This window comes from Caballeronia ptereochthonis, assembly GCF_001545075.1.
Classification (GTDB): domain Bacteria; phylum Pseudomonadota; class Gammaproteobacteria; order Burkholderiales; family Burkholderiaceae; genus Caballeronia; species Caballeronia ptereochthonis.
The window spans coordinates 154,323-176,744 of the sequence record NZ_FCOB02000015.1 but is presented as its reverse complement, the minus strand read 5'-3'; the positions used below and the strand labels follow the sequence as shown (position 1 = coordinate 176,744).

Annotated in this window: 16 protein-coding genes; 3 read left to right on the top strand and 13 right to left on the bottom strand. The window is 65.1% G+C overall.

Translation table 11 applies throughout. From position 1 onward, the window contains the following. Nucleotide 1: 1 nt before the first annotated feature. Complete coding sequence (locus tag AWB83_RS17620; protein WP_087046889.1) at nt 2-3,205, bottom strand: efflux RND transporter permease subunit; 3,204 nt, start codon at nt 3,203-3,205, stop codon at nt 2-4. Between the two features lie 18 nt (nt 3,206-3,223). After that, the gene (locus AWB83_RS17615) at nt 3,224-4,447 is read right to left on the bottom strand and encodes an efflux RND transporter periplasmic adaptor subunit (RefSeq protein ID WP_087046888.1); all 1,224 of its coding nucleotides are present in this window, start codon (nt 4,445-4,447) and stop codon (nt 3,224-3,226) included. A 15-nt stretch (nt 4,448-4,462) separates the two neighbouring features. On the opposite strand from AWB83_RS17615, the gene AWB83_RS17610 reads away from it, so the two are divergent. Continuing rightward, on the top strand, nt 4,463-4,822 hold the full coding sequence (locus AWB83_RS17610; RefSeq protein ID WP_143750071.1) for a hypothetical protein: 360 nt from the start codon (nt 4,463-4,465) through the stop codon (nt 4,820-4,822). Nucleotides 4,823-5,048: 226 nt separating this feature from the next. On the opposite strand, the gene AWB83_RS17605 is transcribed toward AWB83_RS17610, so the two are convergent. The 3 genes from AWB83_RS17605 to AWB83_RS17595 are packed head-to-tail and all read right to left on the bottom strand — an operon-like array spanning nt 5,049 to nt 11,036. After that, nucleotides 5,049-6,575, bottom strand: coding sequence for an efflux transporter outer membrane subunit (locus AWB83_RS17605; protein ID WP_087046886.1), 1,527 nt, complete (start codon nt 6,573-6,575; stop codon nt 5,049-5,051). A gap of 1 nt (nt 6,576) precedes the next feature. Then, nucleotides 6,577-9,762 carry an efflux RND transporter permease subunit gene (locus tag AWB83_RS17600; RefSeq protein WP_087046885.1) on the bottom strand — a complete coding sequence of 1,062 codons (3,186 nt, stop codon included), beginning with the start codon at nt 9,760-9,762 and terminating at the stop codon, nt 6,577-6,579. A gap of 23 nt (nt 9,763-9,785) precedes the next feature. Next, entirely contained in the window at nt 9,786-11,036 is a 1,251-nt protein-coding gene (locus AWB83_RS17595) for an efflux RND transporter periplasmic adaptor subunit (RefSeq protein ID WP_087046884.1), read from the bottom strand. A gap of 447 nt (nt 11,037-11,483) precedes the next feature. Between AWB83_RS17595 and AWB83_RS17590 the strand changes: the two genes are divergently transcribed. Further along, nucleotides 11,484-12,128 carry a TetR family transcriptional regulator gene (locus AWB83_RS17590; protein ID WP_087046883.1) on the top strand — a complete coding sequence of 215 codons (645 nt, stop codon included), beginning with the start codon at nt 11,484-11,486 and terminating at the stop codon, nt 12,126-12,128. Here AWB83_RS17590 and AWB83_RS17585 read toward each other — a convergent pair. Then, nucleotides 12,111-12,743 (bottom strand): cysteine hydrolase family protein, encoded by a 633-nt coding sequence (locus AWB83_RS17585; RefSeq protein WP_087046882.1) that lies wholly within the window; start codon nt 12,741-12,743, stop codon nt 12,111-12,113. The genes AWB83_RS17590 and AWB83_RS17585 overlap by 18 nt on opposite strands. A 143-nt stretch (nt 12,744-12,886) precedes the next feature. Between AWB83_RS17585 and AWB83_RS17580 the strand changes: the two genes are divergently transcribed. Next, nucleotides 12,887-13,843, top strand: a complete 957-nt coding sequence (locus tag AWB83_RS17580) for a helix-turn-helix domain-containing protein (RefSeq protein WP_341866713.1) — start codon at nt 12,887-12,889, stop codon at nt 13,841-13,843. A 32-nt stretch (nt 13,844-13,875) separates the two neighbouring features. On the opposite strand, the gene AWB83_RS17575 is transcribed toward AWB83_RS17580, so the two are convergent. The 7 genes from AWB83_RS17575 to AWB83_RS17545 all read right to left on the bottom strand — a co-directional run bounded on the left by AWB83_RS17575 (nt 13,876) and on the right by AWB83_RS17545 (nt 22,162). After that, nucleotides 13,876-14,667 carry an SRPBCC family protein gene (locus tag AWB83_RS17575; protein WP_087046880.1) on the bottom strand — a complete coding sequence of 264 codons (792 nt, stop codon included), beginning with the start codon at nt 14,665-14,667 and terminating at the stop codon, nt 13,876-13,878. Between the two features lie 75 nt (nt 14,668-14,742). Next, complete coding sequence (locus AWB83_RS17570) at nt 14,743-15,120, bottom strand: DUF427 domain-containing protein (RefSeq protein WP_087046879.1); 378 nt, start codon at nt 15,118-15,120, stop codon at nt 14,743-14,745. A gap of 149 nt (nt 15,121-15,269) precedes the next feature. Continuing rightward, entirely contained in the window at nt 15,270-15,755 is a 486-nt protein-coding gene (locus AWB83_RS17565) for a hypothetical protein (protein WP_087046878.1), read from the bottom strand. Nucleotides 15,756-15,895: 140 nt separating this feature from the next. Further along, the gene (locus AWB83_RS17560; protein ID WP_087046877.1) at nt 15,896-17,401 is read right to left on the bottom strand and encodes a DegQ family serine endoprotease; all 1,506 of its coding nucleotides are present in this window, start codon (nt 17,399-17,401) and stop codon (nt 15,896-15,898) included. 501 nt (nt 17,402-17,902) lie between these two features. Continuing rightward, nucleotides 17,903-19,528, bottom strand: coding sequence for a YadA family autotransporter adhesin (locus AWB83_RS17555; protein WP_159463060.1), 1,626 nt, complete (start codon nt 19,526-19,528; stop codon nt 17,903-17,905). A 670-nt stretch (nt 19,529-20,198) separates the two neighbouring features. Beyond that, complete coding sequence (locus AWB83_RS17550; RefSeq protein ID WP_087046875.1) at nt 20,199-21,500, bottom strand: ATP-binding protein; 1,302 nt, start codon at nt 21,498-21,500, stop codon at nt 20,199-20,201. Further along, nucleotides 21,500-22,162, bottom strand: coding sequence for a response regulator (locus AWB83_RS17545; RefSeq protein ID WP_087046874.1), 663 nt, complete (start codon nt 22,160-22,162; stop codon nt 21,500-21,502). Before AWB83_RS17545 ends, AWB83_RS17550 begins: the two co-directional genes overlap by 1 nt. Between the last annotated feature and the right edge of the window lie 260 nt (nt 22,163-22,422).

Here is a 22,422-nt window from a genome sequence, read left to right as displayed (position 1 = left end):
TTCAGTGTCCTTCGTTGCCCGGGCCATTGCCACCCTTCGTGCCTTGTTCAGCCCGGCGTTGCTGCTCGTAATGCGCGAGCGCCGCTCCCGCGTCTTCCTTGTCGCCGCCGAAGTGCGCACGCACGACGACGAAGAACATCGGCACCATGAAGATCGCGAGGAAGGTCGCGGTAACCATGCCGCCGATCACGCCCGTGCCGATCGCATGCTGGCTCGCCGCCCCCGCGCCGTTGCTGATCGCGAGCGGCAAGGTGCCGAGAATGAAGGCGAGCGAGGTCATCAGGATCGGGCGCAGACGCAGGCGCGCCGCTTCCATCGCCGCCTCGATCGGGCCCATCTTTTGCGATAACTGCAGATCGCGCGCGAACTCGACGATCAGAATCGCGTTCTTCGCGGATAGGCCGACGGTGGTGAGCAGGCCGACCTGGAAGAACACGTCGTTCTCCAGACCGCGCAGCGACACGGCCACGAGCGCACCGATCACGCCGAGCGGGACGACCATGATCACAGAGAACGGAATCGACCAGCTTTCGTACAGCGCCGCGAGGCACAGGAACACGACGAGAATCGAGATGCCGTAAAGAATCGGCGCCTGCGAGCCGGACTGGATCTGCTGATACGACAAGCCCGTCCATTCGTAGCCGATGCCCGCCGGCAGCTTCGCGGCGAGCGCCTCGATCGCGGCCATCGCCTGACCGGTCGATTTGCCCGGCGCCGCGACACCCTGGATTTCGATCGCCGAAAGACCGTTGTAGCGCTCGAGCTTGGGCGACCCGTAGCTCCATTCGCCCGTCGCGAACGACGAGAACGGCACCATCGCGCCCGATGCATTGCGCACATACCAGCTGTTGACGTTCTCCGGCGACATGCGGAACGGCGCGTCGCCCTGCATGTACACCTTCTTGATCCGGCTATCCGTATCGAGGAAGTTGTTCACGTACTTCGACGCCCAAGCGATCGAGAACGTCTGGTCGATCGTCGATGGATCGACGCCCTGCGCCTGCGCCTTTTCGCGGTCGATGCTCACCTTGAATTGCGCGGTGTCGTTCAGGCCGTTCGGACGCACCTGCGCGAGCGTCGGGTCCTTCGCGGCCATGCCGAGCAATATTGCGCGCGCCTGCATGAGCTTCTCGTGGCCGAGACCCGCGCGATCCTGGAGTTCGAAGTCGAAGCCCGATGCCGTGCCCAGTTCCGGAATGGACGGCGGATTCACCGGGAACACGAGCGCGCTCTTGTAGCTCGCGAAGTGGCCGTACGTGCGGCCCACCAGGGCCTGCACCTTTTCGTCCGGCTTCTTGCGCAGATCGAAGTCCTTCATCCGCACGAAGACGAGGCCCGAGTTCTGGCCACGGCCCGCGAAGCTGTAGCCGTTCACCGTGAAGACCGAGTCGACGACGGCGCCTTCCTTCTTCAGGAGGTAATCGGCGACATCGTCCAGCGCGCGCTGCGTCATTTCCTGCGTGGAGCCGGCGGGCGTCGACACGAGCACGAACATCGTGCCCTGATCCTCGTCGGGCAGGAACGCCTTCGGCAGCCGGCTGAACAGCATTCCCACCGCGACGATGACCACGAGATAGACGATCATGAACCGTCCCGAGCGGCGGAGCACATGAGCGACACCGCTGTGGTACTTCTCCTGGCTCTTTGCGAACGTGCGGTTGAACCAGCCGAAGAAGCCCGTCGTCTTCTCTTCGTGCCCCTTCGGCAGCGGCTTGAGCAGCGTCGCGCACAATGCCGGGGTCAGGATCATCGCGGTCAGGACCGACAGGCCCATCGCGGAGACGATCGTGAGGGAGAACTGGCGGTAGATCGCGCCGACCGAGCCGCCCGTGAAGGCCACCGGCACGAACACCGCGGCCAGCACCAGCGCCACGCCGACCAGCGCGCCGGTGATCTGGCCCATCGCCTTGCGCGTCGCCTCCTTCGGGGGCAAGCCCTCCTCGGTCATCACCCGCTCGACGTTCTCCACGACCACGATCGCATCGTCCACGAGCAAGCCGATGGCGAGCACGAGGCCGAACATCGACAGCGTATTGATCGAAAAGCCGACCGCCCCCATGATCGCGAACGTGCCGAGCAGCACGACCGGCACCGCGATCGTCGGAATCAGCGTCGCCCGCAGGTTCTGCAGGAACAGATACATCACGAGGAACACCAGCACGATGGCCTCGAACAGCGTCACCGCCACGTCGGAGATCGACTGCTTCACGAAAGGCGTGGTGTCGTACGGATACCTGACGACGAGGCCGTGCGGGAAGTACTTCGACAGCTCCTGCACCTTCGCGCGCACCGCATTCGCGGTCGCGAGGGCATTCGCGCCGGTCGCCAGCTGAATGCCGAAACCGGCGGCCGGGCGGCCGTTGTACTGGGTCACGAAATTGAAGTTCTCGCCGCCGAGATCGACGCGCGCGACATCCTTGATGCGCACTTGCGAGCCGTCCTGATTCACCTTGAGGAGCACGTTGCCGAACTGCTCGGGCGTGCGCAGCAAGGTCGCCTCGGTGATGGTCGCCTGCGTGGACTGGCCCGGCACGGCGGGCGTGCCGCCCAGCTGGCCGCCCGCGACCTGCACGTTCTGGCCTTGCAGCGCGTTCTGCACGTCGATCGGCGTGAGGCTGAACTTGGTCAGCTTGTTCGGATCGAGCCAGATGCGCATCGCGTACTGCGAGCCGAACAGCGTCACGGTCCCGACGCCGTTCAGGCGGCTGATCGGGTCCTGGACGTTCGACGCCACGTAGTTCGCAAGGTCATCGCGGCTCATGCTCCCGTCTTCCGACACGAACGCCAGCACGAGCAGGAAGCTGCTGCTCGACTTCGCCACCGTGATGCCGAGCTGCTGCACGACCTGCGGCAGATTCGGCGTCGCGAGCTGCAGCTTGTTCTGCACCTGCACCTGCGCGATGTCGGCATTGGTGCCCGCCGCGAAGGTCAGCGTGATGGTCGCGGTACCGGTGTCATCGGAGGTGGAGGACAGGTACAGCAGGTGATCCAGGCCGCTCATCTGCTGCTCGATCACCTGCGTGACGGTGTTCTCCACCGTCTGCGCCGATGCGCCCGGATACGTGGCGTTGATTTGAATGGAAGGCGGCGCGATCGTCGGATACTGCGCGACCGGCAATGACGAGACGGACGCGATGCCCGCCAGCATCATGATGATCGCGATCACCCACGCGAAGATCGGGCGATCGATGAAGAATTTGGCCATGAAGCTTGCCTCCCGTCCTTAGGCGCCAGCGGCGGCGGCGCCGGAGGCGGCCCGCGCGCCCGACGCGGGCCCGGCGGCGGCGGTGGCGGGTTCGGCGGGCACTCGAGGCAGATGCGCGGGCACCGCCTTCACTTCCATGCCCGGCCGCACCTTGTCGATGCCGTCGACGATCACGCGGTCGCCCGCGTTCAGGCCGCTGTCGACCACCCAGTTCTGTCCGTAGGTGCCCGACGTGACGAGCGGCCGCTGCGCCACCTTGCCGTCCTTGCCGACCACCATCGCGAGCGCCGTGCCCTTCTGGTCGTGCGTCACACCCTGGACCGGCACGACCAGCGCGCCGGGATTCACTCCTTCCTCGATGCGCGCGCGCACGAACATGCCGGGGAGTAGCACGCGATCCTTGTTCGTGAAGATCGCGCGCACCGTCACGGAGCCCGTGGACGGGTCCACGGTCACATCGCTGAATTGCAGCTTGCCCTGCTCGGAATAGACGCGGCCGTCCTCGAGGATCAGCGTGACTTTCGCGGCGTTCGGGCCGTTCGCCGACAGACGCCCCTCCTGGATCTGACGCCGCAGCTTGAGGCCGTCGAGGCTCGATTGCGTGAGATCGACGTACATCGGGTCGAGCTGCTGGACGGTCACCATCAGCGTTGCCTGAGCCGCCTGGACATAGGCGCCCGGCGTGACCTGCGAGATGCCGACCTGACCCGTGACGGGCGAAGTCACGTCGGTATATCCGAGGTTGATCTGCGCGGTATCGATCGCGGCCCTGGCCGACGCGACATCCGCCTGGGCCTGGCCGAGCGCTGCGACCGCGTTGTCGTAGTCTTGCTTGCTGACGGCATTGGAAGCGACGAGCACCTTGTAGCGCTCCGCCTGCGCGGTCGTCGAGACGAGATTGGCCTGCGCCTTCGCATACGATGCCTTCGCGTTGTTCAGCTGCGCGACGTAAGGCGCCGGGTCGATCTTGTAGAGCCGCTGACCCGCCTTGACGACACTGCCTTCGGTGAACTCGCGGCGCAGCACGATGCCGTCGACGCGCGCACGCACCTGTGCGTCGAGGAAGGCGCTCGTGCGGCCCGTCAGCTCCGTGGTGACGGGCACCGGCACCGGCTGGAGAGCGACGACGCCGACTTCCGGCGCATGAGGCGCCATCGCGGGATGCTTCTCCCCGCATGCGGCAGCCAGCATGGCGGCTGTCGTGACGCCGATGAGGCGGTATGGAATCCGTTTGAGACGCATGGAACGCAAACCTCTGTGGTTACTAAATGGGGAAAGGCGCGCGTCCTCGCGTTGGATGCGGGTCGCGCGCACGACGGGCTCCTTGCGATGCCGCGCATCGGATCGCCGCGCTGCGCCAGCCGGTCGTTCGGCTCGCAGGCGCTTCGGATGGCTGATCGGCTCGTCGCATCGCAGAAGGCCGTCGGCGAATGCGACGGCCGCAACATGAAAGTGCGCGCTCGCCATACCGACGAGTTGCCGTCACCTTCCGTGAAAGGCGGCCTTATTTTTTGGATAACTAATTTCTATCGTCTGTGTCTGTGCGCAACGTTCACCGGCCGATTGCCGCGACCAAAAAAGCTGATGCCCGCGAATATCGCCTGGGACGCTTCGTGACAAGCTGTTTTACGAAATCGCGGGAACGGGTTGCACCGTTACGGCTTTGACGAGCCGCCGATTATAGATATCGCGTGCGCTGAGGAAGCCTAAACAAGAGGCAAATGTGCGAAGAATTGACAGTTGTTCAACAATTATGCCGAAGACGTAACAGAAAAAAGCCCGGCGCGATGGCCGGGCTCCGTTACATCGAACCTCCGGGCGACGCCGGGCGTCGCGCCGGGCGCTACCCCGCCGCCGGCGCCGAGGCCGGCTGCGGCGCGCCTTGCGAGCCGTAGTCGACCGGCGCGTCGGCCGGACGCGGCGCATCGCCCGAATGCTCGATCCATCCGCCGCCGAGGAACTGATACAGATCGACGAGGTTGGTCAGGCGATTCAGCCGCGCGGTGATCAGCAACTGCTGCGCCGAGTACAGATCGGTCTGCGCGGTCAGCACGGCCAGATAGCTGTCCACGCCGTTGCGATAGCGCAGGTCCGACAACTCCAGCCGGCGGCTCTGCGATTTCACGAAACGCTCGAGCGACTTGATCTGCTCGTCGTACGTGCCGCGCGCGGCGAGGCCGTCGGCGACTTCGCGGAACGCCGTCTGAATCGCCTTCTCGTAGTTGGCGATCTCGACGCGCTTCTCGATATTCGCCAGATCGAGATTGGCCACGTTCTGACCGCCCTCGAAGATCGGCAGATCGATCGTCGGCGCAAACGACCATGCGGCCGAACCCGGCTTGAACAGGCCGCCGAGCGTCGGCGACAGCGTGCCGAAGCTGCCCGTCAGCGAGACTTTCGGGAAGAAAGCCGCGCGCGCCGCGCCGATGTTCGCATTCGCCGCCAGCAGCGACTGCTCCGCCGCCGCGATATCGGGACGGCGCGTCAGGAGATCGGACGGCAGGCCAGCCGGAATGTCGGACAGCAGATTCTGCGTGTCGAGCGGCATGCCCGACGGCAGATCGGCGGGCAACGGCTCGCCGACGAGCAGCACGAGCGCGTTCTCGGCCTGCGCGCGCAGACGCGCCTGCGCCTGCAGATTCGCCTCCGCCTGCTGAACCACGCCCTCGGACTGCCGCAAGTCGAGCTCCGAGCCCGTGCCGTTGTCGTACTGCAGCTTGGTGATGCGGTACGATTCCTGCGCCGTCTTCAGTGTGTTCTGCGTGACGACGAGCTGATCGTCGTAGGCGAGCATCGTCAGATACTGGTCCGCCACCGACGACACCAGCGCGATTTCCGCCGCCTTGCGCGATTCGGCCGTCGACAGATACTGCGCGAGCGCCTGATCCTTCAGGCTCTGCACGCGCCCGAAGAAGTCGATTTCCCAGGACGCGTTGAGCCCGACGCTATACGTGTTCGAGATCGTCTGATTGAAGAACGACAGATCTCTCGGCGTGCGCTGCTTCGACTGCGAGGCGACCGCGTCGAGCGACGGGAACAGTCCGGCGCGCGTGATCCGGTACTGCGCCTGCGCCGCCTGCACGTTCAGCACCGAGACCCGCAGGTCGCGGTTGTTCTTCAGTGCGAGCGCGACGATTTCCTTCAGGCGCGCGTCGGCGAAGAAATCGCGCCAGCCGATGTCCGGCGCGCTCTGGCTGTTCGCGCTGCGGCCATTGCTCGCCGTCGACGACATGTCCGGCTGGGTCGCGTACACACCGCCTTCCGGAAACGTCTGCGCGACGGGCGCGGCCGGGCGCTCGTACTTCGGCTGGAACGTGCAGCCGGCCGCGAACACCGCCACGGCGGCCGCGATCAAGGAATGTTTAAGCATCTCAATGTCCTTCCTTATCGGAGCCATTCTGCGAGCCGCCATGCGGACCTTCGAAATCGCCCGACGTACCCGGCGACGGCACATCCTTGCTCTTGCTGAACTTCGAGATCACGACGAAGAACATCGGGATCATGAAGATGGCGAGGAAGGTCGCGGTCAGCATCCCGCCGATCACGCCGGTACCGATCGCGTGCTGGCTCGCCGAGCCCGCGCCGTTACTGATCGCGAGCGGCAGCACGCCGAGAATGAACGCGAGCGAGGTCATCAGAATCGGGCGCAACCGCAGGCGCGCCGCTTCCATCGCCGCCTCCACCGTCGTCATGCCCTGTATCCGCAGCTCGCGCGCGAATTCCACGATCAGAATCGCGTTCTTCGCCGACAGACCCACCGTCGTCAACAGGCCGACCTGGAAGAACACGTCGTTCTCGAGACCGCGCAGCGTGGCGGCCAGCAGCGCGCCGAGCACCCCGAGCGGCACGACCATGATCACCGAGAACGGAATCGACCAGCTTTCGTACAGCGCCGCGAGACACAGGAACACGACGAGGATCGAGATGCCGTACAGGATCGGCGCCTGCGAGCCCGACTGGCGTTCCTGATACGACAGACCCGTCCATTCGTAGCCGATGCCCGCCGGCAGCTTCGCCGCGATGGCTTCCATCGCCGTCATCGCCTGGCCGGTCGACTTGCCCGGCGCGGCCGCGCCCTGGATTTCCACCGCCGAGATGCCGTTGTAACGCTCGAGCTTGGGCGACCCGTAGATCCAGTCACCCGTCGCGAATGCGGAGAACGGCACCATCGTACCGCCGGTGTTACGCACGTACCACTTGTTCAGGTCTTCCGGACTCATGCGGAACGGACCGTCGCCCTGTACGTAGACCTTCTTGATCCGGTTGTCGACGTCGAGGAAGTTGTTGATGTACTGCGACGCCCAGGCGATCGAGAACGTCTGGTCAATGTCCGAGATCGCGACGCCGAGCGCATTCGCCTTCTCGCGGTCGATGTTCACCTTGAACTGCGGCGTATCGTTCAGGCCGTTCGGGCGCACCTGCGCGAGCGTCGGGTCCTTCGCGGCCATGCCGAGCAGCATGTTGCGCGCTTCCATCAGCTTCGCGTGGCCCACGCCGGCGCGATCCTGCAGTTCGAAGTCGAAGCCGGCGGCGGTGCCGAGTTCGGGAATCGAAGGCGGATTGACCGGGAAGATCATCGCGTCCTTGTAAGGCGCGAAGTGCATGAACATCCGGCCGACCAGCGCCTGCACCTTGTCCTTGCTCGCCTGACGCTGCGCGTAGTCCTTCATCCGCACGAACACGAGACCGGAGTTCTGGCCGCGGCCCGCGAACGAGAAGCCGTTCACCGTGAACACCGATTCGACGATCGCCTTCTCGTCCTGCAGCAGATAGTTCTGCACGTCCGCGAGCACGTGCGCCGTGTACTCCTGCGTGGAGCCGGCCGGCGCCTGCACGAGCACGAACATCGTGCCCTGGTCCTCGTCGGGCAGGAACGATTTCGGCAGACGCAGGAACAGCATGCCCACCGCGATGATCACGACGATATAGATGATGAGCCACCGTCCCGAGCGCCGGATCACGTGCTGCACGCCGCTGTGGTACTTCTCCTGGCTCTTGTTGAAGTTGCGGTTGAACCAGCCGAAGAAGCCCTTCTTCTCGGGCTGATGCCCTTCCGGATGCGGCTTCAGGATCGTCGCGCACAGCGCCGGCGTGAGAATCAGCGCGACCATCACGGACAGCACCATCGCCGCCACGATCGTCAGCGAGAACTGCCGGTAGATCGCGCCGACCGAGCCGCCCGAGAACGCCACCGGCACGAACACCGCCGACAGCACGAGCGCCACGCCGACCAGCGCGCCGGTGATCTGGCCCATCGCCTTTCGCGTCGCGTCCCGTGGCGATAAATGCTCCTCGGTCATCACGCGCTCGACGTTCTCCACGACCACGATCGCATCGTCCACGAGAAGACCGATCGCCAGCACGAGACCGAACATCGACAGCACGTTGATCGAGAAGCCCACCGCCGACATGATCGCGAACGTGCCGAGCAGCACGACCGGCACCGCGATCGTCGGGATGATCGTCGCCCGCAGGTTCTGCAGGAACAGATACATCACGAGGAACACGAGCACGATACCTTCGATCAGCGTCTTGACCACTTCCTCGATCGACAGGCGCACGAACGGCGTGGTGTCGTACGGATACTTCACGACGAGCCCGTTCGGGAAGTACTTCGACAGCTCGTCGACCTTCTGGCGCACCAGCTTCGCGGTCTGCAGCGCGTTCGCGCCCGTCGCGAGCTGAATACCGAAGCCCGCCGTCGGCTGGCCGTTGTACTTCGTGTCGAAGTTGTAGTTTTCGCCGCCCAGCTCGATCCTCGCGACATCCTTCAGGCGGACCTGCGAGCCGTCCTGGTTTACTTTCAGCAGGATGTTGCCGAACTGCTCGGGCGTCTGCAGCAGCGTCGCTTCGGTGATGGTCGCCTGGAGCATCTGCCCCGGCACCGCCGGCGTGCCGCCGAGACTGCCCGCCGCCACCTGCACGTTCTGGTTGGTGATCGCGTTCTTCACGTCGACGGGCGTGAGCGCATAGTTCGTGAGCTTCGTCGCGTCGAGCCAGATGCGCATCGCGTACTGCGAGCCGAACAGCGTCACCGTGCCGACGCCGTCGATACGCGAGAGCGGATCCTGCACCTTCGAGGCCACGTAGTTCGCGAGGTCATACTTGCTCATGCTGCCGTCTTCGGACACGAACGCGAGCACGAGCAGAAAGCTCGAGCTCGACTTCGTGACCTTCGTGCCCAGCTGCTGCACGACTTGCGGCAGAAGCGGCGTCGCGAGCTGCAGCTTGTTCTGCACCTGAACCTGCGCAATGTCCGGGTTCGTGCCCGCGGCGAACGTCAGCGTGATGGTGGCCGTGCCCGAGTCGTCACTGGTCGACGAGAGATACAGCAAGTGGTCGAGACCGCTCATCTGCTGCTCGATCACCTGCGTCACCGTGTTTTCCACGGTGCTCGCCGAGGCGCCCGGATACGTCGCACTGATCTGGATGGCCGGCGGTGCGATCGTCGGATACTGCGCGACCGGCAGCGTGAAGATCGACGCCATCCCCGCCAGCATCAGGATGATCGCGATCACCCACGCGAAGATCGGTCGATCGATAAAAAACTTTGCCATGTAACAGGCTCCCTGTTATTGCCTTACGCGCCAGACGCGGCCGAAGCTGCTTGCGCACCGCTCGAGGCGGCCGCACCGCTCGCGCCCGCCGGAGCCGGACCCGCGGCCTGCGCGGCGGAGGCGCCCGCGACCGGATACGGCAGCTTCGCGGCGACCGGCTTCACCTGCATGCCGGGCTTGGCCTTCTCGACGCCGTTCACGATCACGCGATCGCCCGGATTCAGGCCGCTGTCGACCACCCAGTTGTTGCCGTTGGTGCCGCCGGTGACGAGCTGGCGCAGTTCGACCTTGTCGTCCTTGTTGACGACGAGCGCGGTCGGCTGGCCCTTCTGGTCGTGCGTGACGCCGATCTGCGGCACGACGAGCGCGTGGTCGTTCATGCCTTCCTGGATGCGCGCGCGCACGAACATGCCGGGCAGGAGCACGCGGTCCTTGTTGTCGAAGATCGCGCGCACGGTGACCGAGCCGGTGCTCTGGTCGACGCTCACGTCGGAGAACTGCAGCTTGCCCTGCTCGGTGTACGTGCGGCCGTCCTCGAGCACGAGCGTCACCTTCGCGGCGTGGATGCCTTCGGTCTGCAGGCGGCCTTCCTGGATCTGCCTGCGCAGCTTGAGGCCCTCGACGCTCGATTGCGTCAGATCGACGTAGATCGGATCGAGCTGCTGCACGGTGGTCATGAGCGTCGCCTGGCTCGCCTGCACGTACGCGCCCGGCGTGACCTGCGAAATCCCCGTGCGGCCGGTGATCGGCGAGACGACGTCGGTATAGCCGAGATTGATCTGCGCGGTATCGACGGAGGCCTTGCCGGCGGCGACGTCCGCCACGGCCTGGCCCTGCGCGGCCACGGCGTTGTCGTAGTCCTGCCTGGACACGGCGTTGGCCGCGACCAGCACCTTGTAACGCGCGACGAGCGCGTTCTGCGAAGCGACGTTGGCCTGCGCCTTCGCGAGCGATGCCTTCGCGTTGTTCAGCGCGGCGATGTATGGCGCCGGGTCGATCTTGTAGAGACGCTGACCGGCCTTGACCTCGGCGCCTTCAGTGAACTCGCGGCGCAGCACGATGCCGTCGACCCGCGCGCGCACCTGCGCAACCAGATACGCATTGGTGCGACCCGGCAGATCGACGATGACCGGCACGCTCGTCGGCTGCACGGTGACGATGCCCACTTCGGGCGGTTGCGGCGGAGGTGCTGACTGTTTTTGTCCGCACGCTGCCAGGAACACGGCAGCCGTCGCGGCGGTGATTAAGCGGAATGGAACCCGTTCGACGCGCATGGAGCGACCTCTGTCTAAGACTGAGAGTGAAGTGGGTGCGCGGCGGCCTTCCCCGGGCAATGCCGCGCACGAGCGTCGTAAGACGCTGACCAATAAACCAACCAGTGAGACCCGCGAGCGCAACCGCCGGCCAGCGGCCGGCTTTTCATGTCCGTGCGCGACGCCTATGCAGCGCCGCCGAAAGGCCTGAGGACGGCCAGAACGGACAATCGAAATGAAAGCTTGGCTGGGATACCACCCGCCGCCTGCTACTTGGGCTATCGGTCGACGGGTGGTATTGTATATACATTCACGAATGAATGTAAAAAACTGTACGTGTTTTCCCCATTGGAAGCGAGAAAAAACCGCTCGGGGAATCGATTACGTTGGACGAATCTTCGACAGGGCCGCATTTAGGGCGTCCCTTCAACGGCAGCAGCAGGAGCAGACGGCCATCGGCCGCACGATATGGTCAGACGAACCAAGGAAGAAGCGAAGGCAACGCGCAACCGTGTTCTGGACGCGGCCGAGCGCGTCTTCTACGAAAAAGGCGTGTCGCGCACGACGCTCGCGGACATCGCGCAGGCCGCGGGCGTGACGCGCGGCGCGATCTACTGGCATTTCGCCAACAAGGGCGATCTCTTCAACGCGATGTTCGACCGCAGCCTGCTGCCGCTCGACGAGCTCGTGGCGACCACGCTGGACGGCAAGGAAGAAGACCCCCTCGCGCGCCTTCGGGAGCTGTTCGTCTGGTGCATGCGCAACATCACGACCGACGAGCAGCGCCGGCGCGTGTTCGACATCCTCTTTATGAAATGCGAGTTCGTCGAGGAAATGGGGCCGGTGCGCGAGCGGCATCAGAACAACATGCGCGACGGCATGGAGCGCATCGAGCGCGCGCTGCGCAACGCGGTCGAAAAGAAGCAGTTGCCCGCGACGCTGGACGCGCGCCGCGCCACGACCATGCTCCACTGCCTCTTCACCGGCATCCTGCACGATTCGCTGATGCTGCCCGACCTGGTTCATCCGGAGCGCGACGCCGAAGCGCTCATCGACGCGTGCTTCGACGCCCTGCGTTGCAGCCCGGCCCTGCTGTCACCGGCTTGCGGCTGAATCCGCCGCGCGCGCACGCTGGTTCGACGCGTAAATGTTGTCGCGCGCGGGCGGCTGGCCGCTTTCCAGCGCGGTGATCCATTCGTCGGTGCCGAGCACGGCGGCGAAGCGCGACTGCATCACGACCGTGAATACGCGGTGGATCTCTTCCGCGCTCGCTTTGCCCGCGCGGTTCTCGTAGGGCACGGCGCCCGTCGCATCCGCGAGAAACTCCACCGATAGGCCGGCATGCACCGCGTGCTTGACGGTGGAATCGTCGCAGTTGTGCGTCATGTAGCCGGCGATCACGATCGTGTCGATGTCGTGGGCGCTCAGCCAGTCGGCGAGATCGGTGCCGGCGAACGCGCTCGGCAGCGACTTCTCGACGTAATGCGCGCGCGGGCGCGACCTCACCGTCTCGTGCAGTTCCGCCAGCGCCGAGCCGCGCGCGAAGATCGGCGCAGTGGCGGGCGCGAAATTCTGCACGACGACGACCGGCACGCCGTGCTTCTGCGCGGCGTCCATCGCCCGGCCGATGTTGGCGAGCGACAGGTTCACATCGGGATATTCGATCGGCAGGTTGCCGGTGACGTATTCGTTCTGCACGTCGATGACGATCAGGGCGCGGCGCGGCATGGTCAGCTCCTTTTCTTGAATGAGCGCGATGGGTCGAGCGCATTGTCGCCGCACCCCGGCGGCGGCCAGAAGTGGCCCGATTGCCAACTTTCGCAGAAATCGGGCCAAAATGCTCGAATTCGATGATCCGCCGGAGCCGAGCCATGAGTCGCCATTCGATCGCCGTCGTCGCGTTCGACCGCATCAGCCCGTTTCATCTCGCCGTGCCGTGTATCGTGTTCGGCGAGGAGCGCGGCGGCATCGGCGTGCCGTCGTTCGACTTTCGCGTGTGCGCGGCGGAGCCGGATGCGCTCGCGACGTCGGCCGGCTTCACGATCGCGGCGCGGCATTCGCTCGATGCGCTCGCGAGCGCCGATGTGATCATCGTGCCTTCCTGGCGCGATCCGGACGAAACGCCGCCCGATGCGCTGCTCGAAGCGCTGCGCGCCGCTTACGCGCGCGATGCGCAGGTCGTCGGACTGTGTCTCGGCTCCTACGTGCTCGCGGCGGCGGGTCTGCTCGACGGCCGCGCCGCCACCACGCACTGGGCGTGGGCGGACGATTTCGCGCGCCGCTATCCGCGCGTGCGCCTCGACCCCAACGTGCTCTACATCGACGACGGCAACATCACGACCTCCGCCGGCACTGCGGCGGGACTCGATTGCTGCCTGCACGTGCTGCGGCGGCTCGCCGGCTCGCGCGCGGCCAATCACGTCGCGCGACGGCTCGTCGTGCCGCCGCACCGGCAAGGCTCGCAGGCGCAGTTCATCGACGAGCCGTTGCCCGAGCGCGCGCATGGCGAACGGCTCGCGGGACTGCTCGACTGGATGCGCGCGAATCTGCAAACCGAGCATTCGCTCGATGCGCTCGCCGCGCGCATGGCCATGAGCCGGCGTACGTTCACGCGGCGTTTCCGGGAAACGACGGGCGCGGCGGTCGGCGCGTGGCTCGCCGGGCAACGCGTCGCGCTCGCGCAGCGGCTGCTCGAAGACACCGACTTGCCGATCGATCGCATCGCTGAGGAAAGCGGATTTCGCACAGGCGCGACGCTGCGCCAGCAGTTCGCGCAGACGCTGAAAACGTCGCCGTCGGCTTATCGGAGAGCGTTTCGCGGGGTGTGATGCGTCATTGCGGCCCGCTCATTGCAGCCCGCTCATTGCAGCCCGATGTGCTGCGCGAAGTACGCAAAGAGCGCGACGCACACGAGCATCGCCGCCCAAGCCCAGCCCGGCAGGCCGAGCGGATGCGGATCGTGAGAGTGATCGTGCTCGTGATGCGCGAATCCGTGTCCGTGCAGGCGATGCCGCAACACGCCGCTCGCGTGGGCGTCGGCGGCGGGTCCGCGCATCGCGCCCGAGCGACGCGAGAACGCCGCGGACATCGAGCTCGGCCGCAGGAACACATGCCGGCGCGCCGCGCTTTCGCCCGCCGCGCGCAGCGACGGCAAACCGTGCTTGGCGCGCACCACCTCGCAGAACTCGGCGAAGAAATCGTCGGCGCCGTCGCGCAGCGCGTTTTCGATCTGGCGTGACGGCAAGCCGGCAAGCGGACCCGAGACCGTCGCCCAGACGGTGTATTCGATCCAGGTCGCGTCGCCGCCGTCGTCCGGATTCAGCGCCACCGCGATCTGACCGCGCAAGGATCCGACGCCTTCGCCGCGCGCCTTGAAGCTCAAGGTGCGCGCATACGCGAGCTCGGCGGATTCCGCGTTTTCGCCCTCCTCGTGCGCCGCCTGCCGCGTGCGCCCGGCGGAATGCGCGCGAACGTCGTAGCGTGCGCGCAGCGCGCCCAGCGGCACGATCAGCGTGAGCGCATACTCGCCGCTCGGCGTGCGCGTGAAGGATTCGCAGTTGTCGAGGCTCGCGCGCACCAGCGCGAGATCGCCCAGCGCCTCCCGGACATGCGCCGGGTCGAGCGGAACGCGAAACGCATCGGTGACTTCCATTCGAGCCTCCGGGGCAAGGACCGCATTCGTTCGTTATCGCCGAGTGGGCGCGACCGTGTCTGTACGAATACCCGCCTAGGACGTTTCGTCGATGCGATCGACGCGCGACCGGTTGAACGCGAGATAGCCCTTGATCTTCGCCGCGGCATCGTGCGGGGCCTCGTAGCTCCACGCGGCGTTCTCGACCGGGCCGTCCTCCGTCAACAGGTGATAGTGCGTGGCCTCGCCCTTCAGCGGGCAATGCGAGGTGTGGATCGAGCGTTCCAGGCGCGCCATGTTGACGTCGGCGCGCGGAAAATAGTGCACCTTCTCCATGCCCGGTTCGATCAGCGTAAGGGCCCCGTGGGTATCGGCGTAGGTGACGCCCTGATGGATCACGCGGCAGCGCCGGCTGTTCGCCGTAATCTCGATGCGATGCGCCGCTTCGTGCCCGTCGTTCAGATCCGTGCCCATCTGGTGCGCCTCCCGTGTGCCAACCGAAAGCGAAAAAAGCCACGAGCCGTCGACCATGAAAAGCCGATGCCCGTGGCTTAATTATGAGACAACTTTCGATGCCGGGGTGAGTGCTTTCGATGCTGCCGTGGTCACCCTCCTTCCCGCGCCTACTGAATACTCCAGTGGAACGCCGCCTTGGCCTTGCCCGGCCCCGACACGTTGACCGATTGTTTCTTTTCCTGATCCTTGTACTTGGCGTACACCGTGTAGCTGCCGGGAGGAAGCTTGACGAGCATGTACGGGCCCATCGACTCGGCGCTCAGCACCTCGCCGCCGCCCTGGCCGCCCACGATGCGCACGTGCACGCCCGCGAGATAGTCGGCCGTCGGTCCCGTGAAGCGCAGCGACAGCGGCCAATGCGCTTCTTCGCGCAACAATGCGCGCGATTCGTCGAGCCCCACGCCGCCCGACGTGTAGGAGACGTCGCCCTGCTGCTGGATTTGCGGCAGGCCGCCACCGTTGGTGTTGCCGGCGCTCGACATGTCGCTCGTGGTACCGCCCGATGCCTGCGCCCAGGCGCCGCCCGCCATGCCCGCGCCCAGCGCCGCCATGAGGAGTGCTGCGGCAAGCTTGCCCGTGGTTCTGCTCGTCATGTTTTTGCTCCTTTTTCCGATGTCGCCGGGCCCGCGAGCGCCGGCGACGTCACGCCCGATGCGTCGGCTTCACGCGATGGGGCACCGGAGAGCCATGAAGCATGGTTCGTGCCCGCATCGCATGCGCCGCCGGCGGCGCCTTAGCCGAGATCGACCGGAACGAAGATCTGCGCATTGTCGCGCTGGATCAGGAGCGCGATGCTGTCGCCCGCGTGCGAAACCATCGACTTCAACTGCTGCACGGAGCTGACCGGCTGGCCGTTGACCGCGAGGATCACGTCGCCCGCCTGGATGCCCGCGCTCGCCGCCGCCCCGTTCGACTGCTGCACCAGCAGCCCGCGCGAAAGCGAATCGTTCTGCTTCTCTTCCGGCGTGAGCGGGCGCACCGCGACGCCGAGGCGGGCCTCCTGAGCGGAAGCGCCATCGTCGCCGCCGGGGTTCGCGCTGGCGGTCTTGGCGTCCTTCAGGGCGCCGATCGTGACGTTGAGGTCCTTCGAGCTCTTGTCGCGCCACACCGTCACCTTCGCGGAGCTGCCGGGCGAGAGGCTCGCAACCTGCGACGGCAGCGAGGTCGAATCGGCCACCGGCACGCCGTTGAGCGCGATGATCACGTCACCCGGCTGCAGACCCGCCTTCGCCGCCGGTCCGCCCGGCTCGATCGAGCTCACGAGCGCGCCCTGCGGCGACTTCATGCCGAACGAATTCGCGAGCGTCTGGTTCATGCCCTGCACGGTCACGCCGAGACGGCCGCGATCGACGTGGCCCGTCTTGATGAGCGCGTCCTTCACCTTGATCGCCTCGTTGATCGGGATGGCGAATGAAAGACCCTGAAAGCCGCCTGTCTGCGAATAGATCATCGAGTTGATGCCGATTACCTCGCCTTGCAGGTTGAAGAGCGGGCCGCCCGAGTTACCAGGGTTCACCGGCACGTCCGTCTGGATGAACGGCGTGTAGTTCTCGTTGGGCAGCGCGCGCGACTTCGCGCTGATGATGCCCGAGGTCACGGTGTTGTCAAAGCCGTACGGCGAGCCGATCGCGACGACCCACTGGCCGACCTTGCTGCCGTTCGGATCGCCGATCTTGACGGTCGGCAGGTTCTTCGCGTCGATCTTCAGCACGGCGACGTCCGACTGCTTGTCTGCGCCGATGACTTTCGCGCGGAATTCGCGCTTGTCCGTGAGCTTGACGGTGACGACGTTGGCGTTGTCGACCACGTGCGCATTCGTCAGGATGTAGCCGTCGCCGCTCACGATGAAGCCCGAGCCGAGACCTTCGCTCGGACGGTCCGCGCCCGGGCCGCCGTCGCCGCCGCCGAAGCCGGGCATGCCGCCGAAGCGCTTGAAGAACTGGTAGAAGGGGTCGTCGGGGTCCATCGGCAGCTGGTTCTGGCTACGGCGCGACGACGTCTGCTTCACGACATGCTTCGCGCTGATGTTCACCACGGCCGGGCCATAGGTCTCGACGAGACCGGAGAAATCGGGAATGCCTGTCTTGGCCGCGGCTTCGGCGGGCATCATCGCCGCCGCCGCGGCGGGCGAGATGACCTGCGGCGCAGGCACATTATTATGACCGGCCACGTAGCCCGCCGACAAGGCAACGGCGACAGCCACTGCGACGGCGCTGCGGGTGAGAATCTTCGCTTTCATCGTGTGCTCCTGACGAGGGATGCGCTCTCGAAGAGCGCGCAATATCGATGAAGGAAGATTACGGGGTGTCACTTAAACCTTTCTTAAAAATTGAAGCTTGCGCGGGAACTTCGAAAGAAAAGGGGCGGCTGCTCTTGCGAACAGCCGCCCCTTGCTACTGCTTCACTACGGTACAACTTTGCTGCGTTACTTCAATACTGCGTTACTACGATTTCAACTGCTTTACTACGGGGTACAACGCGACTACTGCTACTCCTACTGCTACTACGGCTTGCTGCTCTCGAACCACCACACAACCAACGAGAGAGATATTAACGACTAGGAACTCCGAATCGAAGCAGACAACTCCGAAAGCATCGAGCCATGCACACGCTCGTCGCTTCGCGGCTCCGGCGAATGAAAAAAGGGCGGCTGCCCTTCCGGACGGCCGCCCCTGCTTGCTGCCTTGCTTCGAACCGCTTTACTACTCTCTACAGTTGATCTCGCCTGCGCGACGCCAGCTTAGAACTCGTAGCCCACCTGGCCGCGCACGCCCGTATCGCCATGCGGCGTGAACGACGCAGCCCCATTCACGAGCCAGTGGTTGTTCATGGAGCGATACGTGCCGCCGACGCCCACCGCGGTATAGCCCTTGTAGTTCGCGACGCCCGCCGCGACCACCGTCTTGCCCGGCTGGCTGGGCGTGAGGTTCGGCATGGCCATCGCCGCGGCGACGCCGGCAAACGCCTGACGCGCAACCGTGTTGACGCTGTTCTGAACCGTGTTCAACTGATTCATGTTGACGGCGTCGGTGCCGTTGATGCCAGGCGCCACGTTCGTGAGGCGGCGCTCGTTGCCTTGCGAGCCGAACGAAACCGTGTTGTCCTCGTTGGCGAGCGAACCACTGCCGATTGCGACCGAATTGTTGCCCGAAGCGATCGAACCGTTGCCGAGCGCCGTCGAGTCCGTACCGCTCGCGACTGCCGGCGTGTCCATCTTCTGCGAGGCAACGACGCTCGTGCTGGCGCCTGCGAAATTCTTGACCTGCTGCATGAGACCTGCCACGTCCTGGTTCGTCTGGTACAACTGCGAACCGTTGACAGCGTCGCTGCTGTCGGCGCTCAGCTCGCCGGCCGCCACGCCCGTTACCATGCGGGCGCCTTGCGTGCCGGTCATGTCGACCACCGTGCCGTCGTTGTCCTTCGCGACGGTGATGGTGCGCGTGTTCGCATCCTGACGAACCAGGCCGACGTTGCCGCTGTTGATCGCGTTGTTGATGTTGTTGATGTCGGTGGTGTTCTTGGCGATGTTGGTGGTGTTCTTCGCGATATCGGTCGTGTTCTGGGCAACGTTGTTGTTCAGGTTCGCGATGTCCGCGGTGTTCTGAGCGACATTTTGATTCGTCGCATAGAGCTGCGAACCGTTGACCGCGTCCGTGCTGCTGGCCGACAGTTGGCCTGCCGTCACTCCCGTCACGGTGCGCGTGCCCTGCGTGCCCGTCATGTCGACGACCGTGCCGTCGGTGCTCTTTGCAACGGTGATGACACGCGTGCTCGCGTCTTGTTGCACCAGGCCGATCGAACCATTGTTGATCTTGGTGTTGATGGTGTTGATGTCAGTCGTGTTCTGCGTCACTTGCTGATTGGTCGCGAACAGCTGCGAGCCGTTCACCGCATCGGTACTCGACGCCGAGAGGTTCCCCGCCGTCACGTTCTTCAGCGTGCGTGTCGCGCCGTTCCTGTCCGCGAAGTTCACGGCCGCACCGTCGGTGTCCTTGCCCACGGTCAGATCCTGGCCGGCCGCGGCCTGCTGTACCAGACCAATCGTGCCGTTGTTGATCTGGTTCGTGAGGTCGTCGATCGCCGTCGTGTTGCCGGATACGGACGTGTTCAGCTTGCCCAGCGCCGCATCGACCTTGCTGAAGCCGGAGCCGACGCTGGTTGCCGCGCCGGTGGTCCCGGCGATGCTGTTCGCATTGGCGAGCGTATAAGTCGGAGCGGTGACGGCGCCAGTGGTCGCATTGAGCGACGCGCCGCCGCCTAAGGCATTGACCACCGGTGTGAGTTGGCTCACGTTGACGGCGTCTCTCGCGCTGACGCCGGCAGCAATACCGGAGAGCAGCACACCGCCATTGACGCTGTCGGTCATCGTCGCCACGTTCGCGGAGTTGCTTGGGCTGAAGGCCAGCTTTTTCTGAGTCGTGGAAATCACGATCTGCGTACCACCGGACCCAATGCTGGTCCATGTACCCGATCCGGGCAGGTCGCCGATGATATCTCCGCCGCTCCAGTCCACACAACTCGCGACGGGGCCCATTGCCATATAGTTGTATTGGTACAGGACGTCGTTCGTACACATGTCCGCCCAAGCGTTGCCAGAAAGCAGAAGTGTCGCCGAGCCTGCCAAGAGCATGAGCCTCGCGATCAGTTTGAAACGACCAGACCTTTTTCCACCTCGTGCAACGGCGCGCTCCCGCGCGACAATCCAACTACCTGCACCTTCGGTCAGGTTCGACCGATAACTCGTTTTCATTTAGGCCTCCAGATTAATTACCGTTTTCATATTACGACACCCAGGTGTGTCCAGAAAGATCGGTAAATCCTAAATTTTTATCAACGAGAGATTTACTGAAAGGCGCAACCGGATCGATCGGCATATATTGTGCCGAGCCGCGGCGCGAAGCATTATATGATTCGGTTACCTAAATATCCGATGCCGCTCGCCCGAGCAGGATTGATTTAACTTTCTCGCGCAATAAGAAAACGCGCTTCACGCCATCTATATTGGATCGACTCGATTGATCCAGGAACGATTCGACTCAAAACCGAATCGACGCTTTCAGCCCGCCGGCCGGCGATTCCCCGAGCGCCACCGTCGTGCCATGCTGAGCCGCGATGCGCCGCACGATCGCAAGCCCGAGCCCGCTGCCCGCGACATCGGTGGGCGCGCGAGTCGCCCCTTCCCCGGCCCGATAAAACCGGTCGAATACGCGCTCGCGCTCTTCGGCGGGAATGCCCGGCCCGGTGTCCGAGATTTCGACCAGGGGATGGTGATCTTCCGCTTTCAAGCACACATCCACCCGCCCGCCTTTGGGCGTGTACTTGGTCGCGTTATCGATGAGATTGTTGAACATCACGCGAAGCGAATCCGGATCGCCCTTGACGAATGCGGGCTCGCTCGCCTCGATGCCGAGGTCCACGCCGCGCTCCTGCGCCACGAGCACGTAGCCGCGCACGCATCCTTCGAGCAGTTCGCGCAGGTCGACTTGCGTCTCGACGGCCTTGCCATCCGGCTCGGAACGCGCCAGCGCGAGCAACTGTTCGGCGAGCCGGGTCGCGCGCGCGATGCCTTCGTGCAAGTCGGCCAGCGCCTCGCGCCGGGTCTCGTCATCCTGCGCGCGCGCGACGAGCTGTGCCTGAATCTGCACGGCGGCGAGCGGCGTGCGCAGTTCATGCGCGGCGTCGGCGACGAAAGCCTTCTGCGTATCGAGCGCCGCCGACAGACGCGCGAGCAGCGCGTTCAACGCACGCACGACGGGCCGCACTTCTTGCGGCAGACGTCGATCGGAGAGAGGATCGAGCGCCTCGGGATGACGCGTGTCGAGCGCGCGCGTCACGCGCTGCAAGGGCGCGAGCCCGCGTCCGACGATGACCCATATCGCCAGGCCCAGCAGCGGCAGCAGCAGCACGAGCGGCCATAACGTGCGCCACGCGACGCCCGCCGCGACGCGATTGCGAATGGAGAGCGGCTGCGCGAGCTGCACGACGTTGTCGCCGACGATCGCGCTATACACGCGCCACTCGCCGCGCGGCGTCATCTCGGTGGAGAAGCCGAGCTCCGCGTGCGGCGCGAGCGGCACGCGCGGATGCGAGTAGTACATCAGCACGCCGTTGCGATTCCAGATCTGGATCACGACGCCTTCGTCGCTCTCGCTGCGCGAACTGAGCACCGACGAAAACGGCTCGGACGGCAGCGCCGCCGCAATCTGCTGAAGCTGATAATCGAAGAGTTCGTTGGCTTCGGCGAGCGCCTGCCGATAGATGAGCCAGCCTGCAAAGCCCACGCCGACGATCACGAGCGCGAGCAGCCAGATGAGCAGCGTGCGGCGAATCGACCGCATCAGGCGTCCTTCGCGACCATGTAGCCCAGGCCGCGCACGTTGCGAATGAGATCGGCGCCGAGCTTCTTTCTCAGCGAATGGATGTAGACCTCGACCGTGTTGCTGCCAATTTCCTCGCCCCAGCCGTAGATCTTCTCTTCGAGCTGGCTCTTGGAGAGCACCGCGCCGGGCCGCGCCATCAGCGCTTCGAGCAGCGCGAACTCGCGCGCCGACAGCGAGACGGGATTGCCCGCGAGCGTCACCTGATGGCCGACCGGATCGAGCGTCAGCTCGCCGTGCCGCACGAGCGATTCGCCGCGCCCCACGTGACGGCGGATCAGCGCACGCATGCGCGCGCCAAGCTCGTCGAGATCGAAGGGCTTGACGAGATAGTCGTCCGCGCCGGCATCCAGCCCCTTCACGCGGTCCGCGATGGCGTCGCGCGCCGTGACGATGAGCACCGGCAGCGCGTTGCCGCGCGCGCGTAGCGTCTTCAGCACGTCGAGGCCGTCGCGCTTGGGCAGGCCGAGGTCGAGCAGCATCAGGTCGTAGGGCTCGCCAGCGACGGCCGTGAGCGCGGCCTCGCCGTCCTGCACCCAGTCGACAGCGAAGCCGTCCGCGCGCAGCGCCTTGCGCACGCCTTCGGCGATCATCCGGTCATCTTCGACAAGCAGGATTCGCATGGCACATGTCTATCCGTGGTTACGTGAAGCAGCCGCGAGGCCGCGACCCATTGTAGCCGCGCGGCCCCGCCACAGGCTTAAACGGGTCTTAACCGTGCCGGCCACCGGCCGGCCGTGCGCGCTTGCAAAGGACAACGACGTGTCGCGCGCAAGCCGCATCGCGCCAGTGCGATTTCCATTCGTACGATTTCCGCAAGCCAGCTTGTCTACAATAGCCGCTTCCCGCGCGTGGCCGCTTTCACCGAGCCGCGCGCCGCCGC

What these genes read in the sequence shown, in the direction of transcription:
- AWB83_RS17575 (WP_087046880.1), bottom strand. Translation starts at nt 14,667, where the DNA reads ATGGAAGTCACCGATGCGTTTCGCGTTCCGCTCGACCCGGCGCATGTC.
- AWB83_RS17600 (WP_087046885.1), bottom strand. Translation starts at nt 9,762, where the DNA reads ATGGCAAAGTTTTTTATCGATCGACCGATCTTCGCGTGGGTGATCGCG.
- AWB83_RS17595 (WP_087046884.1), bottom strand. Translation starts at nt 11,036, where the DNA reads ATGCGCGTCGAACGGGTTCCATTCCGCTTAATCACCGCCGCGACGGCT.
- AWB83_RS17565 (WP_087046878.1), bottom strand. Translation starts at nt 15,755, where the DNA reads ATGACGAGCAGAACCACGGGCAAGCTTGCCGCAGCACTCCTCATGGCG.
- AWB83_RS17620 (WP_087046889.1), bottom strand. Translation starts at nt 3,205, where the DNA reads ATGGCCAAATTCTTCATCGATCGCCCGATCTTCGCGTGGGTGATCGCG.
- AWB83_RS17585 (WP_087046882.1), bottom strand. Translation starts at nt 12,743, where the DNA reads ATGCCGCGCCGCGCCCTGATCGTCATCGACGTGCAGAACGAATACGTC.
- AWB83_RS17560 (WP_087046877.1), bottom strand. Translation starts at nt 17,401, where the DNA reads ATGAAAGCGAAGATTCTCACCCGCAGCGCCGTCGCAGTGGCTGTCGCC.
- AWB83_RS17605 (WP_087046886.1), bottom strand. Translation starts at nt 6,575, where the DNA reads ATGCTTAAACATTCCTTGATCGCGGCCGCCGTGGCGGTGTTCGCGGCC.
- AWB83_RS17590 (WP_087046883.1), top strand. Translation starts at nt 11,484, where the DNA reads ATGGTCAGACGAACCAAGGAAGAAGCGAAGGCAACGCGCAACCGTGTT.
- AWB83_RS17615 (WP_087046888.1), bottom strand. Translation starts at nt 4,447, where the DNA reads ATGCGTCTCAAACGGATTCCATACCGCCTCATCGGCGTCACGACAGCC.
- AWB83_RS17545 (WP_087046874.1), bottom strand. Translation starts at nt 22,162, where the DNA reads ATGCGAATCCTGCTTGTCGAAGATGACCGGATGATCGCCGAAGGCGTG.
- AWB83_RS17555 (WP_159463060.1), bottom strand. Translation starts at nt 19,528, where the DNA reads ATGACCGACAGCGTCAATGGCGGTGTGCTGCTCTCCGGTATTGCTGCC.
- AWB83_RS17550 (WP_087046875.1), bottom strand. Translation starts at nt 21,500, where the DNA reads ATGCGGTCGATTCGCCGCACGCTGCTCATCTGGCTGCTCGCGCTCGTG.
- AWB83_RS17570 (WP_087046879.1), bottom strand. Translation starts at nt 15,120, where the DNA reads ATGGGCACGGATCTGAACGACGGGCACGAAGCGGCGCATCGCATCGAG.
- AWB83_RS17580 (WP_341866713.1), top strand. Translation starts at nt 12,887, where the DNA reads ATGAGTCGCCATTCGATCGCCGTCGTCGCGTTCGACCGCATCAGCCCG.